Annotated in this window: 18 protein-coding genes; 13 read left to right on the top strand and 5 right to left on the bottom strand. The window is 47.3% G+C overall.

From position 1 onward, the window contains the following. Positions 1 to 39 precede the first annotated feature (39 nt). Together SB724_RS09485 and SB724_RS09480 are read left to right on the top strand one after the other, a co-directional pair. A complete protein-coding gene (locus SB724_RS09485; protein ID WP_410570894.1) occupies positions 40 to 744 on the top strand; it encodes an ABC transporter ATP-binding protein in 705 nt (234 codons plus the stop codon). Next, a complete protein-coding gene (locus tag SB724_RS09480; protein WP_410570892.1) occupies positions 741 to 1901 on the top strand; it encodes an ABC transporter permease in 1161 nt (386 codons plus the stop codon). The genes SB724_RS09485 and SB724_RS09480 overlap by 4 nt, the downstream gene beginning before the upstream one ends. A 33-nt stretch (positions 1902 to 1934) precedes the next feature. Here the strand turns inward: SB724_RS09480 and SB724_RS09475 are convergent, their stop codons facing one another. Then, on the bottom strand, positions 1935 to 3239 hold the full coding sequence (locus tag SB724_RS09475; protein ID WP_045208534.1) for an NCS2 family permease: 1305 nt from the start codon (positions 3237 to 3239) through the stop codon (positions 1935 to 1937). 95 nt (positions 3240 to 3334) lie between these two features. Between SB724_RS09475 and pepV the strand changes: the two genes are divergently transcribed. Next, a complete protein-coding gene (pepV, locus tag SB724_RS09470) occupies positions 3335 to 4726 on the top strand; it encodes a dipeptidase PepV (protein WP_061581301.1) in 1392 nt (463 codons plus the stop codon). Between the two features lie 37 nt (positions 4727 to 4763). Here pepV and cysK read toward each other — a convergent pair whose 3' ends face one another. After that, positions 4764 to 5735, bottom strand: a complete 972-nt coding sequence (cysK, locus tag SB724_RS09465) for a cysteine synthase A (RefSeq protein ID WP_410570889.1) — start codon at positions 5733 to 5735, stop codon at positions 4764 to 4766. Positions 5736 to 5824: 89 nt separating this feature from the next. Between cysK and thpR the strand changes: the two genes are divergently transcribed. The 4 genes from thpR (at position 5825) to SB724_RS09445 (ending at position 9384) form a co-directional block, all read left to right on the top strand. Then, positions 5825 to 6376, top strand: coding sequence for an RNA 2',3'-cyclic phosphodiesterase (thpR, locus tag SB724_RS09460; protein ID WP_410570887.1), 552 nt, complete (start codon positions 5825 to 5827; stop codon positions 6374 to 6376). Positions 6377 to 6402: 26 nt separating this feature from the next. Then, the gene (locus SB724_RS09455) at positions 6403 to 7335 is read left to right on the top strand and encodes a hypothetical protein (RefSeq protein WP_045208530.1); all 933 of its coding nucleotides are present in this window, start codon (positions 6403 to 6405) and stop codon (positions 7333 to 7335) included. Between the two features lie 52 nt (positions 7336 to 7387). Then, positions 7388 to 8317: a YegS/Rv2252/BmrU family lipid kinase gene (locus tag SB724_RS09450; RefSeq protein ID WP_410570885.1), complete on the top strand. Its 930-nt coding sequence runs from the start codon at positions 7388 to 7390 to the stop codon at positions 8315 to 8317. A 269-nt stretch (positions 8318 to 8586) separates the two neighbouring features. Beyond that, entirely contained in the window at positions 8587 to 9384 is a 798-nt protein-coding gene (locus SB724_RS09445; RefSeq protein ID WP_410570883.1) for a phosphotransferase family protein, read from the top strand. Here SB724_RS09445 and SB724_RS09440 read toward each other — a convergent pair whose 3' ends face one another. After that, positions 9385 to 9663 carry a YtzH-like family protein gene (locus SB724_RS09440; RefSeq protein ID WP_032873610.1) on the bottom strand — a complete coding sequence of 93 codons (279 nt, stop codon included), beginning with the start codon at positions 9661 to 9663 and terminating at the stop codon, positions 9385 to 9387. A 185-nt stretch (positions 9664 to 9848) separates the two neighbouring features. Between SB724_RS09440 and trmB the strand changes: the two genes are divergently transcribed. The 3 genes from trmB (at position 9849) to SB724_RS09425 (ending at position 13182) form a co-directional block, all read left to right on the top strand. Then, on the top strand, positions 9849 to 10502 hold the full coding sequence (gene trmB / locus SB724_RS09435) for a tRNA (guanosine(46)-N7)-methyltransferase TrmB (protein WP_003152359.1): 654 nt from the start codon (positions 9849 to 9851) through the stop codon (positions 10500 to 10502). Between the two features lie 58 nt (positions 10503 to 10560). After that, positions 10561 to 11406 carry a YtnP family quorum-quenching lactonase gene (locus SB724_RS09430; protein ID WP_410570880.1) on the top strand — a complete coding sequence of 282 codons (846 nt, stop codon included), beginning with the start codon at positions 10561 to 10563 and terminating at the stop codon, positions 11404 to 11406. Between the two features lie 78 nt (positions 11407 to 11484). Then, a complete protein-coding gene (locus tag SB724_RS09425) occupies positions 11485 to 13182 on the top strand; it encodes an NAD-dependent malic enzyme (RefSeq protein WP_044801542.1) in 1698 nt (565 codons plus the stop codon). Between the two features lie 55 nt (positions 13183 to 13237). Here the strand turns inward: SB724_RS09425 and SB724_RS09420 are convergent, their stop codons facing one another. After that, complete coding sequence (locus SB724_RS09420) at positions 13238 to 13555, bottom strand: PepSY domain-containing protein (protein WP_003152366.1); 318 nt, start codon at positions 13553 to 13555, stop codon at positions 13238 to 13240. A 158-nt stretch (positions 13556 to 13713) separates the two neighbouring features. Here SB724_RS09420 and SB724_RS09415 point away from each other — a divergent pair, with 158 nt between their 5' ends. The 3 genes from SB724_RS09415 to SB724_RS09405 all read left to right on the top strand — a co-directional run bounded on the left by SB724_RS09415 (position 13714) and on the right by SB724_RS09405 (position 16554). After that, on the top strand, positions 13714 to 14787 hold the full coding sequence (locus SB724_RS09415) for a M42 family metallopeptidase (protein WP_014418662.1): 1074 nt from the start codon (positions 13714 to 13716) through the stop codon (positions 14785 to 14787). Between the two features lie 256 nt (positions 14788 to 15043). Beyond that, complete coding sequence (locus SB724_RS09410) at positions 15044 to 15625, top strand: CGNR zinc finger domain-containing protein (RefSeq protein ID WP_061581298.1); 582 nt, start codon at positions 15044 to 15046, stop codon at positions 15623 to 15625. Positions 15626 to 16065: 440 nt separating this feature from the next. Beyond that, a complete protein-coding gene (locus tag SB724_RS09405; protein ID WP_265972394.1) occupies positions 16066 to 16554 on the top strand; it encodes an HPP family protein in 489 nt (162 codons plus the stop codon). Between the two features lie 240 nt (positions 16555 to 16794). Here SB724_RS09405 and SB724_RS09400 read toward each other — a convergent pair whose 3' ends face one another. Then, positions 16795 to 17241, bottom strand: a complete 447-nt coding sequence (locus SB724_RS09400; RefSeq protein WP_014418659.1) for a YtoQ family protein — start codon at positions 17239 to 17241, stop codon at positions 16795 to 16797. Positions 17242 to 17430: the final 189 nt, after the last annotated feature.

Genomic DNA, 17430 nt, shown 5'->3' with positions numbered 1-17430 from the left:
TTTTATACATGTCCGTATGAAAACGGGGGAGTGAGAAGTTTGGGAGAATTATTGAATGCAAACATTGTCTGCGCCGGTTATGCTGACAGGCCGAAGGTGATTTATGATGTATCTCTGTCAGTCAACGCTGGTGAAATTGCCGGTTTAATCGGAGCGAACGGCGCGGGAAAAAGCACAGTGATAAAGGCGGTTCTCGGGCTGTCCCGGGATATAGAAGGCGGTATTGAGTGGAATGATTCATCTTATGCTTACATACCGGAGCGTCCGAGTTTTTACGATGAACTGACGCTTTGGGAGCACCTCGAGCTGACCGGGTCATTGCGGGGTATAGAAGGGGAAGAATGCCGTGAGCGGGCAGGGCGGCTGCTTGAAGAGTTTTCGCTGACGTCTGTAAAACATGATTTGCCTTCCGGCTTTTCAAAAGGGATGCAGCAAAAATTGATGCTCATACAGGCATTTTTGGCGAAGCCGGATATTTACATCATTGATGAGCCTTTTATCGGACTTGATCCGATCTCAACAAAGCTGTTTACCGACATGCTGATTGCTGAGAAAGAAAGGGGCGCGGGGATTTTGATGTGCACTCATGTTCTGGATACGGCGGAAAAAATCTGCGACCGGTTTTATTTGCTGGATCAGGGCGCTCTGCTTCTTCAAGGCACGTTAGAGGAGCTTCAGGAAAAAACGGGAAGCCGTTCACTGCTGGATTGCTTTTATTCAGCGGTTCGGAGCAGTCAGCGATGACCGGGCGGGCTTTGTTTTTTCAAAGGCTGTCTCATTATTGGCGGTATCAATGGAAGGTGTTCCAGACGGTCATTGATTGGACGGTCGCGCTGTATATCGTTCTTCCGGCTGCCGCATTTGCCGTTTATCAATATGCTGATTGGCTGAACGGCAGGGGGCTTCTTAATGGAGCGGCAGGAGTATTAGGATGGGGCTGGCTGTATGTATTCAGTGCCCTGCTGTTGTGCACGGGTTTTATTCATACCTTTTTGCTGGAAGCGGATCACGTATTTTTGGTGCATGCAAAACATCTGATGCAAAAGCTGAAACGGTATGCGCTTTTGTATTCGATGTTCCTTTCCCTTATCAAATGGGGTGCGCTTGCCGTATTGTTATTTCCCTTATGGCGCCAGTACGGTGACTGTACCTTACCGGCATATTCAGGTATGTTTTGCTGTCTGTTCGGCTTCCATACCGCGATATTAGCCGTACATCGGCACAGAAAAAACAGCAGGCGGACATTCGGGAATCAGGCGGCGGGCTGGCTGAAAGTGATGGTTCTGATGGCGGGTGCGTTTTTTATGATCGTCTTTGCCGCCGAATGGTATTGGCTTTGGCCGGCGGGCTGTATATTGTTCATCTGTTCCGCTCTTTTGACTTGGAAAGGGACGGAGACATTATCAGCCTTTGAGGAAGAAGTGCTTGAGGAGAACAGGCGCAAGCTTTCATTCGCGGCCTCTGTTTTGATGCTCAGCCATGATGTGCAGCTCCCGAATGGTAAAAATAAAGGGCGGAGCAAGCCGTTTTTATATCCCGGCTCAAAGCACATCTTTACAAAACGGTCGGCGTATACGGCGTGGAAAGAATTGTTCTTTAAAGTGCTGATCCGAAACGGCGGGTATCTCCGGCAGCTTTACCTTTTAACTGCGGCTTTTACGGCTCTTATTCTCGTTCTTCCGCTCTTAGTGAAGCCGGCAGTCCTCATTTTGTTTGCGATCGTCAGCCGCTATGCCGCGTCGCTTTTATTTGACCGGATCACGGATAAACCGGTTTTAAGCGGTATCAAGAGAGACAGTGATGACTATTTCAGGGCGCGAAACAGCGCATTAACCGTCATTCAAATCATCTGTTCCGCCTGGTGTCTCATTGCCGCGATTCTTTCCGTTCTTTATATGTGAAAATCCCTTTCCGAAAAAGGAAAGGGATTTTTCTTAATGTCCGTTCAAAATAAAAAGCTGAATAAAAAACAGTATGGCGAAGATGATGACTAAAGGATGGATTTCGCGCCATTTTTTCTTAGCTGCTTTAACAAGCGGATATGAAATGAAGCCGAGTGCGATTCCGGTTGAAATACTGGACGTTAAAGGCATCGCCAAAATGACGAGAAAGGCCGGGAACGCTTCATCAAGCTCATTCCAGCGGATATTCGATACCGCGCCCATCATCAGGCTGCCGACAATAATCAGAGCCGGTGACGTAATCGCGGACACTTCCGATAAGACGCTGACAAGCGGGCTGAAAAACATGGAAACGGCAAACATAACGGCTATCGTCAGCGCCGTCAGACCCGTTCTTCCGCCGGCCGCCACACCTGCTGAAGATTCAACGAACGCGGTCGTCGGGCTGGTGCCGAAGATGCTTCCCACCGTCGTAGCGGTCGAATCAGCCAAAAGCGCTCTTCTGGCATTCGGCAGCTGATTGTTTTTGATCAATCCCGCTTGTTCGGCGACACCGATCATGGTGCCGGTCGTGTCAAAAATCGTAACGAGAAGAAAAGAAAACACAACGGCGTACAGACCGTGATGCACGACATCCCCGAGGGCACCGAACGGATTTGTGATCAAAAGCCCCTCCGGCAGGTGCGGGAAGGACATAAATCCTTTCGCGAAATGGATCTGCCCGGTCAAAAAGGCAATGACGGCGGTCAGCGCCATTCCGATGAACAGAGCCCCGTTTACATTCAGCACCATCAGTACAATACTGATGATAAGTCCGATAAGCGTTAAAATGACGGCAGGCGAATGAAGATCGCCGAGTGCAACCAGATTAGATTTATCAGCCGTGATGATTCCGGATTGGCGTAAGCCGATAAAAGCGATAAATAAGCCGATGCCGGTCGTAATTCCGTATTTTAAATTGTCCGGAATCGCTTCTATAAGTTGTTTTCTTAAAGGCGTTAACGATAAAATAATAAAGATGACTCCCGCGATAAAAACGGCGCTGAAAGCCGTCTGATACGTAATGCCGCTGCCTGTGCCGACAACGTGAAAGGCAAGATACGCGTTTAAGCCCATGCCGGGGGCAATGGCGATCGGAAAATTCGCAGCGAGAGCCATCCATAAAGTTCCGACAATGGAAGCGATAATCGTCGCGGTGAACACCTGGTCAAACGGAATTCCCGCATTGGAAAGGATCACCGGATTGACGACAATGATATACACCATTGTGAAAAAGGTGGTCAATCCCGCGGTAATTTCTCTTTTTATTGTCGTTTGATGCTTGTCGAGATGAAACATAAGTACCTCCAATGACGAACATTTTTTCAAAACATCATCTATATTATTCGTTTTATCGACATTTTGCAAGTCTTTATCAAGAAAGGGGATTTGTGATGAACTGGGAAGTTGAAGTCATCAGAAACAAAGAAGATCTGATCCGTGACACGCAGAAGTTTTTGCAGATCAACAGCGTAATGGACGAATCAACAGCCGGTCCCGGCCGGCCGTTTGGAGAAGGCGTCAATGCCAGCCTGACGTCACTGCTGGAATTCGGTGAAAAAGAAGGCTTCACCGTAAAGAATCTTGACGGCTATGCGGGCCATATTGAATGGGGAACGGGTGACGAAATCGTCGGCGTTTTGTGCCACGTCGATGTCGTTCCGCCCGGAGACGGTTGGACGAGCGATCCGTTTTCAGCCGATATCAGGGACGGCCGGATATATGCCAGAGGCGCCATAGATGATAAAGGGCCGACAATGGCGGCGTTTTATGCGCTGAAAATCGTCAAAGACATGCAGCTTCCTTTATCCAAACGCGTGAGAATCATCATCGGAACGGATGAAGAAAGTGATTGGAGATGCGTGGATCACTACTTCAAACACGAAAAAATGCCTGACATCGGCTTTGCTCCAGACGCGGATTTTCCGATCATTAACGCGGAAAAAGGAATTATAGATGCGTCACTGCGCATTGCAAAAAGCGCTTCTGACAAAGACGCAAAAAACGGGCTTCTGTCATTCCGTTCAGGACTGCGCCTGAACATGGTGCCGGATGCGGCTGAAGCGGTTATTGAAGGGGACGGTCTTGATGCCGTGCACGCATATTTCAGCAAATGGCTTGAGCAGTCAAAAACACAAGGTGAAGCAGTTTCGGAAAATGGAAAACTGACGCTTCGGGTATACGGAAAATCATGCCACGCGATGGAACCGGATAATGGTGTCAATGCCGGCTTAAAGCTTGCTGAATGCCTTAACGGAACGGAGCTGGATGAAGCCGGAAAGCACTTTGTCAAAACCGTCAGTGACTATTTTTTAAATGATACACGAGGCAAAAAACTGAAAATCGATTGCAGGGATGACATCAGCGGAGAGCTTACATTGAATGTCGGCACCTTTACATACAGAAAGGGTGAGGAAGGAGAACTCGGCATCAACATCCGTTATCCTGTCACTTCAGACAGCAAAGTCATCCGTGATGCTTTTACGTCTGCTGAAGAATTCCGGCTTGAAGAATTTAAAGACAGCAAACCGCACCACGTTTCTGCCGATCATCCGCTCGTAAAGACGCTTCAAAAGGTCTACGAAGGACAGACGGGAAAGAAAGCGGATCTGATTTCAATCGGCGGAGGAACGTATGCGAGATCTCTTTCGGCGGGCGTCGCGTTCGGGCCGCTGTTCCCCGGCCGGCCTGACAGCGCGCATCAAAAGAATGAGTACATCGAAATTGATGACCTGCTCCGGTCAACTGCTTTATATGCCGAAGCCATTTATGAGCTTGCCAAGTGATAATAAAAAGGGACGCCGAAAGCGGCATCCCTTTTTATCATTCAAATGACCATAAATCCGTTGATAAATAACGTTCCCCCGTATCGGCCGTCATACAGATGACGATCTGTTCGGAAGGGAGGCGTTTGGCGGTTTCAATGGCGGCGAAGCAGGCGGCGCCTGAAGACGGGCCGACGAGTATACCTTCTTCCCGGGCCAGACGACGTGTTGTCGTATACGCATCTTCATCAGATATTTTCATGATTTCATCGTAAACGTCCTGATTCAGTATGCCGGGAATAAATCCGGGGCTTGTCCCGACAAGCTTATGAGCGCCGGGTTTTCCGCCAGACAGGACGGGAGATCCCGCAGGCTCGGCGACATGAATAATCATATCCGGAAAAAGCTCTTTCAGCGTTTCTCCGGTTCCGGTAATGGTTCCGCCCGTTCCCGCCGTTGCCACAAAAGCACCGAGCGGTCTGTTGAGCAGCTGAACGGCCTGATAGATTTCAATGGCCGTCGTTTTTCGGTGGGCATCTGGATTTGCGCCGTTATCGAATTGCATCGGGATAAAACTTCCCGGAATCTGTTCGGCGAGTTCTTTCGCTTTTTTGATGCTGCCGGGCATTCTTTCCGCCCCCGGTGTTAACACAACCTCCGCGCCGTACGCTTTCAGGAGGTTGATGCGTTCTTTCGTCATCGTGTCAGGCATGACGAGGATTGCCTTGTAGCCGCGCGCCGCCGCGTTCATCGCCAGGCCGATGCCTGTGTTGCCGCTTGTCGGTTCGATGATGACAGAGCCGGGTTTTAAATGCCCGCTGTCTTCCGCTTCAATGATCATATTGTAAGCCGCTCTGTCTTTAACACTGCCGCTCGGGTTAAACGATTCTAATTTTAAATAGACTTGCGCTGCATGTTCTGGCTGAAGGCGATTGAGCTTTACGATCGGTGTGCCGCCGATCAGCTCCGCCGTGCTGTTTACGATTTTCAAGGCCGGCTCATTCCTTTCTGTATAAAACGTTCGGTACATAATATCCTATCATAATGAGCGGACAGGGTTCTCCTCTCCGCTTATCCGTTTTATAATAACACCATAACCAAAGAGGGGGAGATCCTCGTATGAGAGCTTCATTGCCGCATTATTTTATCGGCATTCCGATTTCGGCTGACATTGCTGAACCGATTTGGGAAGCAGCCAAAAAGGAGCCGGCGTTATCATTCAAAAAATGGGTGCACCCGCATGACTATCATATTACACTCATTTTTCTCGGAGCCGCGGATGAAGAACGGCTTGCGAAATTATCGTCTCTGCTCGCAGATGCTGCGTCGGCAGCGCAGCCGTTTACCGTACAGTTTCAGCATCTGGATATTTTCGGCGACCGCAGACAGCCGAGAGTGCTTCACCTTGAGCCCGAACGGAATGAACTGCTCTTTGATTTGCGGGAAAAAACAAAACAGGCTGTTTTGAAAGCCGGTTTTCAAGTGGAAAAACGCCCGTATCACCCTCATATGACGATGGCGCGGAAGTGGGCGGGAGACCGGCCGTTTCCTGACGATGTGCCGTTTGAAAGCGGCAGGGTGAAAAGTGCCGTCAGCCGGTTTTCCCTGTTTCAGACCCATCTTGACCGGTCGCCTAAATACGAAGAAATCGCACAGTTTCAATTGACATAAACAAATATTCGGAGTGGAGAAATCACATGGCACAGATCATCAAAATTCACGACTGCATATCCAGATATGAACTTGATCCATATCATTATATGAACCAGTTTATTCGGCTGAAGAAAGAACGCTGGGAGGCGCTTCTTGAAGCGTTTGACCGGATGACGGAAGAAAAAGAAACGGAAACGGCTGCCGGCGGGGAAACCGATCAAGCGCCGGCCAGGAAAAAATTTTCCTTGAAAAAGAGAAAAGAAGAAAATACGGCCGATATAAATGAAAAGAGGCACCAATGGTTTGATGAGCCGGAGGGAGAAGAGGCGCTGTTCGGGAATCTCCCGTCTCGAAAGTCTGAGCTCGCGCCTTTTTTCAAAGATCAGCTGTATGACTTTCAATTAAAATGGGCGAGCTCCACGCTTTCTCAAAAGTCTGAGCTTTCGCAGGCGGTCAAAAGGGACAGGATGTTAAAAATGCTGGCTCAAAAGCTGCCCGATTCCTATTTTGTGATGTATCATCCGGTTCTGCAAATTCAGCAGGCGTCCGTCGAACTGAGCATGATCATCATCTCGCCGCTGGAGATCTTCTGCGCCGCTTTTATGGAAGCGGAAGAGGACAGCGTATATATCGGATCAAAACACCGTTTTTGGGAAGAAAGAGGCTCCGGCAGCACGCGCCAAGTATTGAATCCGTCTCTCAGCCTGCACCGGACAGGCTCGGTCGTTTCGCAAATCGTAAAAGAAAAGCAGGCCGACATTCCCGTGCGGAAGCTTTTGCTCAGCAGAACGTCTTATATTGATTACCCGGAGCCGCCGTACGGGCTGGAAATAGCTGATAAACGGACTGCCGCAGAGTGGCTGGAAAAGCAGCAGAAAAATACGGCGCCGATCAAGCACCACCAGCTCAAGGCGGCGAAGGCTCTTTTGTCTTACGGCTTAAGCGATTCAAGCCGGAGACAGGAATGGCTTGATTAAAACGGACGTTTGGCGGCTGTCTCTTCATCTATGAAGCAGGTGAAAACAAACGATGAATCAATGGTTTTTTATTATTAATCCGGTCTCAGGAGGCGGGCGGGGCCGGCGTGTCTGGAAATCAGTTCAAAAAGAGCTGACCAGGCGCGGGGTCAGCCACCGCTCTTTTTTGACCGGGCATCCCGGACATGCGGAGGTGCTGGCGAGACAGATTTCAATGATGCAGGATCATAAGCTTAAGCGGCTGTTCGTCATCGGCGGTGACGGGACGATTCATGAAGTCATTAACGGACTGAAAGGAACGGATCAGATTGAGCTGACCTTTGTGCCTGCCGGTTCGTACAATGACTTTTCCAAAGGGCTCGGTATTAAGAAGTCGGCGCTCCTCCAAGAAATCAAAAGTCTGCACCGCCCGCTCACACGGAAATTTTTTGCGGGAAACATCAACTTTTTTCATGACAAAGCGCAATCACTTTATTTTATTAACCACCTGTCTGTCGGCTTCGATGCCTCAGTTTTGAAGGCAGCCGCGAATTTTCCGTTTTCGCGCGTTCTTCGGTTTTTGCGTCTCGGCTTTGTGATTTACCCGCTCGCGCATTTACATACGGCCTCGGGGTTTCAGCCGTTCAGATTTGTTTGCACGGCAGACGGCCAGAGGCGTGAATTCCGCAATGTCTGGTTTGTCATTGCGGCTAATCACCCTTATTACGGAGGCGGCATGAAAGCGGCGCCTTCAGCAAATCCCCGTCAAAACCATTTTGATATTGTCATCGCAGAAAACCTGTCCTTTTTCTCTCTGTATCGTTTTTTATGGGCGATGAGCTTCGGCCGGCATATCAAAATGGACGGAGTGACGATGATAAAGGGGAAGGAATTCGTTTTTGAAACAGATGGGAAAATTCCGTTTCACGCTGACGGCGAGCTGATCGGAACGACGCCGTTTCGGCTTATGCCGGGCGGTGCGCCGTTGAAAATAAAAACATAATAAACAAATGAAACCCGTCAAATGTTTCACGGCAAAGAGCGGTTCCGGCATAAATCTTCAGAATTCACAGGTGTTCTTGCTAGTTTTGCTTGACGAAGTTTGTGCTGTAGCGCTAAAATTTATAGGACGGCTATTGATTAGCATATGAGACTCTCAATAGCTGTCTTTTTTATTCTCATGAAATTGTTTATGACAGGCCGCTCCGCCAATAGAGAAAGGCTGGAGGCCTATTCTAAAATATTTTAAGAAATGATGGGTTGAACATTGATATGAACTGGTTGGGACAATTACTAGGTAGCGATTGGGAGATCTTCCCCGCCGGAGGAGCTACAGGAGATGCATATTATGCGAAACATAACGGCCAACAGCTTTTTTTAAAACGTAATAGCTCGCCCTTTTTAGCCGTGTTATCCGCCGAAGGCATTGTTCCGAAGCTGGTTTGGACGAAACGGATGGAAAACGGAGACGTCATTACGGCTCAGCATTGGATGGCGGGCAGGGAGCTGAAGGCAAAGGATATGAGCGGACGCCCGGTGGCTGAGCTGCTCCGCAAAATCCACACATCAAAAGCTTTGCTCGACATGCTGAAAAGATTGGGAAAAGAACCGCTTGATCCGGGCGCCCTTTTGTCGCAGCTGAAGCAGGCCGTCTTTGCCGTGCGGCAATTTTCGCCGCTTATTCAGGAAGGCCTTGCTTATTTGGAAGCTCATGTGGATCAGGTGCAATTCGGTGAAAAAGTCGTTTGCCATTGTGATGTGAATCATAATAACTGGCTTCTGTCTGAAGACAACCAGCTGTATTTAATAGATTGGGACGGCGCCATGATAGCCGATCCGGCCATGGATCTCGGCCCTTTATTGTATCATTACGTCGAAGAGCCAGCGTGGGACAGCTGGCTTGGGATGTACGGCATGAAGCTCACGGAAGGGCTTCGGCTGCGGATGGCGTGGTACATGTTATCGGAGACCATCACCTTCATCGCCTGGCACAAATCAAAAGGAAACGACAAAGCGTATCATGATGCCATGGGAGAGCTTCATGCCCTGATGAAGCGGATTGTCAAGTAGTCAGGAGTACGAATCCATCTGCTCCACCCATTGGGACAAATGGTTTTGGTGCTCCTGAATATGCGTGTCGATGGAATCGGCCGTGATGCCGGACTGGCTGTAGCGGTAGATGTCCTCGAGCACGTTTTTTATATTTGAATCAAGCCCGGTGTTGGCCATCAGTGATTTGATGACGCGCTCCAGCTGTTCATACTCGGCAACCGTGCCGCAGCAATCCAATTGATGGTCGGCCAGTATGTCCTTTAATAACCGGACCTGATGTTCGCTTGTTAAGCCCATGATTCATATACACATCCTTTCTGTGTCATACATTGTGCAAAGCGGTGCGGTTTTATGCATCACATGAGTGTTCCGGACCGGGGAGCCTCTTTTTTTATGCAGCCGGCGCCTTTAAAAGGCGCTTGCGGCTCTTTATGTTTCATGGTATGTTGTTACTCGAAATTATAGATAGAGGTGTCAATCATATGAGAATGCGCCATAAACCTTGGGCGAATGATTTTCTGGCAGAAAACGCTGACATCGCCATCAGTGATCCGGCCCAGTATAAAGGGCGATGGAACACGGTCTTTGGCAATGACAACCCGATCCATATTGAAGTCGGTACGGGAAAAGGGCAGTTCATTTCAGGAATGGCCAAGCAGAATCCGGATATCAACTATATCGGAATTGAGCTGTTTAAAAGCGTCATCGTCACTGCCGTCCAAAAAGTAAAGGACAGCGGGGCTCACAATGTCCGTTTGTTAAATATAGACGCGGAAACACTGAATGACGTATTTGAACGGGGAGAAATCAAGCGCGTATATTTAAACTTTTCTGACCCGTGGCCGAAAAACCGTCACGAAAAGCGCCGTTTAACATTTAAAACGTTCTTGAAAAAATACGAAGAAGTGATGGGCGAAACAGGTGAGATTCATTTTAAAACCGATAACCGCGGTTTATTCGAATACTCTCTGAAAAGCTTTTCCGAATACGGCCTGCTTCTGACGGAAGTCAGCCTTGATCTGCACAACAGCGATCCGAAGGGCAATATTATGACAGAATACGAAGAAAAATTCTCCGCGCTCGGCCAGCCGATTTACCGGGCCGAAGTTGAATGGAGAACAAAAGACAGACTCTGATGCGGGAGTCTGTTTTTTTATGCCGCCATTTGCTACCATTACATCAGGAGGGATCAAGATGGAGACATTGAATATTGGGAATATTTCATTAAGATGGCTGGACGGCGGTGTAACGCATATGGACGGAGGAGCGATGTTCGGCGTTGTCCCGAAGCCTTTATGGTCGAGAAAATACCCCGTAAATGACAAAAACCAGATTGAATTAAGAACAGACCCGATTCTGATCAGAAAAAACGGCCTGAATATATTGGTTGACGCGGGTATCGGCAGAGGGAAATTCTCTGATAAACAAAAAAGGAATTACGGCGTAACACAGGAATCCAATCTGAAACAATCTCTTTGTGAACTCGGGCTTTCCTGTGAGGACATTCATATTGCTGCGATGACCCATCTTCATTTTGACCATGCATGCGGCTTGACGGAATACAGCGGAGAGGAGCTTGTCTCTGTTTTCCCGAATGCCCGCATTGTCACTTCTGCAACAGAGTGGCGCGAAATGAGAAACCCTAATATCAGATCGAAAAATACATATTGGAGAGAAAATTGGGAGGCGGTACAAGATCAGGTCGAAACCTTTGAGAACGAGTATCAGCTGACAGAAGGCATTACGATGCACCACACCGGCGGCCACAGCGACGGCCACAGCGTCATCGTCTTAGAAGACGGAGGGGAGACGGCTGTGCATTTTGCCGACCTGATGCCGACGAACGCGCATAAAAATCCGTTATGGGTGCTGGCCTATGATGATTATCCGATGACCTCTATTCCGCAAAAGCAGAAATGGCAGACGTTTGCGGCAGAAAAAGACGCCTGGCTGATTTTCTATCACGACGCGATTTACAGAGCGGTAAAATGGGGAGAAGACGGCGAAGTGGCTGCATCTGTCAGACGGGAGAAAAAATAGGCGGATCGATGATTTACCTGTATGAATTTCGGGAATAAAAGCAAACCTAAGACAAATTGCTTTGAAAGGAAGAGACAGGTGAATCAATTTCAAGTGACGAAAGATGGAGAAATCAAAACAACTCTGCGCGGATTAGAAGTGCTTTCTACGCCTTTTTTAAATAAAGGGGTGGCCTTTACACAGGAGGAAAGAGAGGAACTCGGCCTCGAGGGATTTCTGCCGCCGAAAGTATTGACAATCGAAGAGCAGGCGAGGCGGGCCTACGAACAATTCAGTTCGCAGCCTGATGAGCTGAGCAAAAATGTCTACTTGACCGCTCTCCATGACCGGAATGAAACGTTATTTTACAGGCTGTTAAATGATCATTTAGGCGAAATGCTGCCGATCGTATATACGCCGACCGTCGGCACCGCGATCCAGCGTTACAGCCATGAGTACAGAAAACCCCGCGGTCTGTATTTGTCAATAGATGACCCTGAAGGAATGCGCGCCGCATTTCAGCAGTTCGGAAAAAATGAAAACATTGACTTAATCGTTGCCACAGATGCCGAGGGCATTCTGGGAATCGGTGACTGGGGCGTCGGCGGCATCGCCATTTCTGTCGGGAAACTTGCGGTGTATACGGCGGCGGCCGGAATTGATCCGTCACGAGTGCTTGCGGTCGTGTTGGACGCGGGGACAAATCAGGAAAGCCTCTTAAATGACCCGCTGTATGTCGGAAACCAGCATTCAAGAGTGCGCGGCGAGAAATATGACCGCTTTATTGATGAGTATGTCTCGCTTGCCCGGGAAACATTCCCGAATGCGCTCCTTCATTGGGAGGATTTCGGTACGGCTAACGCCCGCGGCATATTAAAACGGTATAAAGATAAAGTCTGTACGTTTAATGATGACATTCAAGGAACGGGCGCGGTATCGCTTGCAGCTGTTTTAGCGTGTGCGAAAGCATCAAAAGTGCCTTTAAAAGAGCATAAAGTCGTCGTCTTCGGCGCGGGAACGGCCGGTATCGGAATTGCTGAGCAGCTGCGCGAAGCTATGGTGCATGACGGATTAAGCGAAGATGAATCCTACAGCCATTTTTGGTGTATCGACAGAAACGGATTATTAACGGATGATATGAAGGACTTGCGTGATTTTCAGGTTCCGTACGCGCGCTCTGCTGATGAAGTGAAAGAGTACGGCCGCAGCGGTGAAGGCGGATCAATTGATCTGGCGGAGACGGTGCGTCAGGCCAAGCCGACGATTCTGATCGGCACATCCACCGTATCAGGCGCATTTACGGAAGAAATCGTCAAAGAAATGGCCTCGCATGTCAAACGGCCCGCTATTTTGCCGATGTCAAACCCGACCACATTATCAGAAGCAAAACCTGAAGATTTAATTAAATGGACGGAAGGCCGCGCACTTGTCACTACGGGTAGTCCATTCCCGCCTGTCGCGTATAACGGCGTTACCTACCATATCGGACAGGCGAACAACGCGCTCGTATTCCCGGGACTCGGACTCGGCACGATTGTGACAAAAGCAAGGCTCATTACGGACAATATGTTCGTTGCCTGCGCGAATGCCATCGCCGGTATGGTGGACGTCGGCAAGCCGGGGGCCCCGATGCTTCCGAAAGTGGAGGATCTCAGGACGGTATCGGCAACTGTGGCGGTAGCCGTAGCGAAAGCGGCCATTCAGGACGGTGTAGCGGAAACGGAACCCGAGGATCTGATTCAAACGGTGCAGGATGCGATGTGGCACCCCGTATATAAACGAATTCGGCCGATGTAACCGAATAAAGCCCAAAACGCTGATGGTTTTGGGCTTTATTTTTTGCTTGTCCGAATTATGAGGCGACAGAATCAATGACATCGACAATCTGGCCTGTTTTTGCATTGACCATAACTTCATATTGCTCCAGTTCGCCGAATGCCGAACGTGTCACGCCGGTTTTGTATACCTGGATGGTTTCTCCGTTTACCTGGTAGGGCTCGGGCTCTGTGTAAATCCATGATCCGTCTATCGGCCCGCGCTGTTTAAAAGCCGCTTTCACGATACGGAGCGCTTTTTCTGAAGAGATATAAGGTTTCATCGCATACTTTTTCACTGCGATGGCAGCGCATAATCCGACTCCTGCACCTAAGAGAAAATGACGTAATTTCAATATGAAGCACCTCCAATTATGTCGTAGTTTTTATTATACAGAAGATGCCAGACGGTGTTAAGTAAAGCGGCGGTTTTCCAGCCCATTCAATCTGAGCGCTTGGAAAACGGTTGTTTTTCTAATAAAATAAAAGCATTACATAGAAATGAGGGGAAAATATGAATGAGGAAACGAAAACGCTTTTCCGGACGCTGACGCAGCTTCCCGGCGCACCGGGAAATGAACATCAGGTCCGCTCCTTTATGAAACGGGAGCTTGCGAAATATGCGGATGACATCGTGCAGGACAGACTCGGAAGTGTTTTCGGAGTAAGGCGCGGCGCTGAAGATGCGCCGACCGTTATGGTAGCCGGCCATATGGACGAAGTCGGGTTTATGGTAACGCAGATTACGGATAATGGCATGCTGAGATTTCAGACGCTCGGCGGCTGGTGGAGTCAGGTGCTGCTTGCCCAGCGCGTCGAGGTGCAGACGGATAACGGACCGATTATCGGCGTCATCTCAAGCATCCCGCCCCACATTTTAACAGATGCCCAACGCGCAAAGCCGATGGAGATCAAAAATATGATGATTGATATCGGTGCCGATGACAGAGAGGACGCGGTCAAAATGGGGATCAGACCGGGACAGCAGGTCGTGCCGGTCTGCCCGTTCACCCCGATGGCCAACGAGAAGAAAATATTGTCCAAAGCGTGGGATAACCGCTACGGCTGCGGGTTAAGCATTGAATTATTAAAAGAGCTGCAAGGAAAAGACCTGCCGAACAATCTGTACGCCGGGGCCACCGTTCAGGAGGAAGTCGGCTTGAGAGGGGCGCAGACAGCGGCCAATATGATTCAGCCTGATCTCTTTTTCGCGCTTGATGCCAGCCCGGCAAATGATATGAGCGGCGATAAGGAGCTGTTCGGCCGTCTCGGCGAGGGGGTGCTGCTCCGCATTCTCGACAGAACGACGGTCATGCACCGCGGGATGAGAGAGTTCGTCCTTGATATGGCGGAAACGCACAATATCCCTTATCAATATTTCGCTTCAGGCGGGGGAACGGATGCCGGACGGGTTCACATATCAAACAGCGGGGTTCCGTCTGCCGTCATCGGCATTTGTTCAAGATACATTCATACAAATGCCGCGATCATCCATGTCGATGATTATGCCGCGGCGAAAGAAATGCTCATTAAGCTGGTCATGGCGAGTGACAAACAGACGGTCGAAACGATCAGAGAAAATGTGTAAAAAAAATAAGCAGTCAATAAGTCTCTTTGAATACTTATTGACTGCTGTTTTTACATTCTGCTTTAAGCCGCATGATCGAGACAGTTCTTTGTTGTGAATATAAGTGTAAAGCGTATTAAAAATAGAAGTAGGTAACACATATTGTTTTTCAATATTATTATCAAAATTGTTCCAATCCGAGCATTGAGCTGAGTAGCGATTTCACAAAATCGAGTGACATTTGCATTTTTTATTTGTTCTGCAAGGAGGTATATTTATGACAAAAAAGACAAACATAAAATTTCCTCTCATCTCTAACAATCTTCCTCTTGATCTGGTTAATACTGAGGTGGTGAGTTATGGTAAACGTCATAATTTGTTAAAGTCAAAAGAGGATCTTTTGGAATGGTTAAGGTTAATGGGGAAAGGAACCCCTTTTTTCAATCAATTAACTTTAAAAAAAGCACAAGATGAACTGACTACTGTGATGGTTGAAAAAATACTTGAGTTACGATCAGCACTAAGAGAAAATTTTGAGAAAATTGCAGATGGTGAAGAACCTGGAGAATCTTTTATCACTTTTTTAGAAAAAAAGATTGAATCGGCTCCATTTACATATAAGATTCTCGATGGCAAACTCGCTCGTATTCCGATTGGAAAAATTGATGATGCAATTATATCGCTCATCGCTTATGAAGGTTTATCGCTTATATATACAAAAAAGATCAAGTTAATGAAGCGATGTGCTAATGAAGAATGCGTCTTATTATTCCTTGATAACACCGGAAGGAGAAAATGGTGTTCAATGAAGATATGCGGCAACAGAGAAAAGGTTTCCCGTCATCTTAAGAAAACATAAAACGAATTTCCTCTATTACATTGTGGTCGGAATAAATCTTGCACTTTATTTTAATGTTGAATCTTCATATATAAATAAAATTTAATGAACAGCCTTATCTCAATATTTTTTTGAGTAAGGCTGTTTGTCTTTTTTGAAAACAATTCATAAGGAAAACAAAAATATGGTTTCATAAAACAACTCATTCGCATCTAAAACCAAATGAACGTTTAAAATTTCAAACAAAAAAATGTTACCGCAAGCGTTCTTAAAGGATCACTTTTGAAGAGAAGAATGATCTATAAAGAGGGATGGATTGTAACCCTAAAATTATAACCTCTTAAAATATCATTTACAGGTTAGTTAAGATGATTTAAACTTAGTGAAAAGGAGGGGTTATATTGAAGATTGAGCAAACAGCAGAAAATGTACAAAGTAAAAAAGGATATTATTTCAAAAAAATGAAAGGGGGAGGAAAAAGTCCTTTAAAAGTAAATGTTAAAGATGCTTCAACAGGCTTATTAGGTGGTTTTATAACAATTTTAATCTTGTCATTGATAACCTATAAAACTGGATCTCTGTGGCTGATGGCGCCTTTTGGGGCAAGTTGTGTACTGGCTTTCGGAGCGTGGAATGCCCCTTTATCACAACCTAGAAATATTATTGGGGGACACTTCATTTCGACATTGACTGGACTTGTTATATATAATCTTCTTGGTTCTCATCCCTGGACATTGGCTTTAGGAGTGGGGCTATCTATATTTTTTATGGCGGTTACAAAGACTACTCATCCACCTGCTGGAGCGGACCCTATTGTAGTGATTCAAGGGGCGTATGCCTGGAGCTATTTAGCTTTTCCGGTTCTTGCGGGATCTGTAATTATTGTTGCGGCAGCAGTGCTTATTAATAACTTACGGAATAATCGGCAGTATCCCGCCTTTTGGTTTTAATCAATTTCGGCGATCCGCATATGTATCCGTTATTGCGCAGATTTCGCTCTTCTTTCTTACATATAAAGAAAACAATATATGGTTTGTGTGAAGTTGAATAACACCATTTAGGAATGGAGTGGGTGTGGGAATAATTGATTGCGGATAATTTGTTTTGGGTTCGAAAAAAGAGTCTGGATGGTAAAATTTGACACCTTTCTATTGTAAATAGGTAAGCAGGACCGCATAAAGGCGGCCTGCTTATTCTGTTTCAAATAAATAAGAGAGTGCTTTCATCGCTTGATTGACGGTTTCGACCGTGATATTGGCTTTTCCGGAAAGCTCTTTCAGCGGATGATGAAGTTCTTTCGGACGGATGAGAATGAGCGGCTTTCCTTTTGCGATGGCATAAGAAGCATCCATCGCGGTATTCCACTGTTTATATTTCTCGCCAAACAGGGCGATCACAAAATCGGCTTTTTCCATCAGCACCTCTGTACGGAAATTGTTGATATCAGAAGCTCTGGCGTCTTTTAAAACAGAATCGGGCTGCACGCCCATAATCTCTTCTCCGATATTGTCTGAGCGTTCATGGTTTTCCATCGGGCCGACAAACGTAATCGGCAGGTCCAGCGCTGTTGCTTTTTGTTTGATCTCGTCCCGCCAATCACTGTGGATTTCACCCGCTAAATACACGACAAACTGCATCTTTTGCCCCTCCTTATGTACATATTCAGATTTTCGTACGGCTACAAGCAAAATGGTAAACGAAACTTGCTTGATAATGCAAATGAAATATGATAATGATATTGCATATAGTTGGTCTTGCCGTACACAGTCTGGTATGATCCAATTGGACAAACATCAGCATATAAAAAACTCATAATCCAGATGGAG

The organism is Bacillus sp. SIMBA_031, assembly GCF_046535225.1.
Classification (GTDB): domain Bacteria; phylum Bacillota; class Bacilli; order Bacillales; family Bacillaceae; genus Bacillus; species Bacillus velezensis.
The sequence above is the reverse complement of the archived record's forward strand: the minus strand, read 5'-3'. Positions and strand labels throughout refer to the sequence as shown.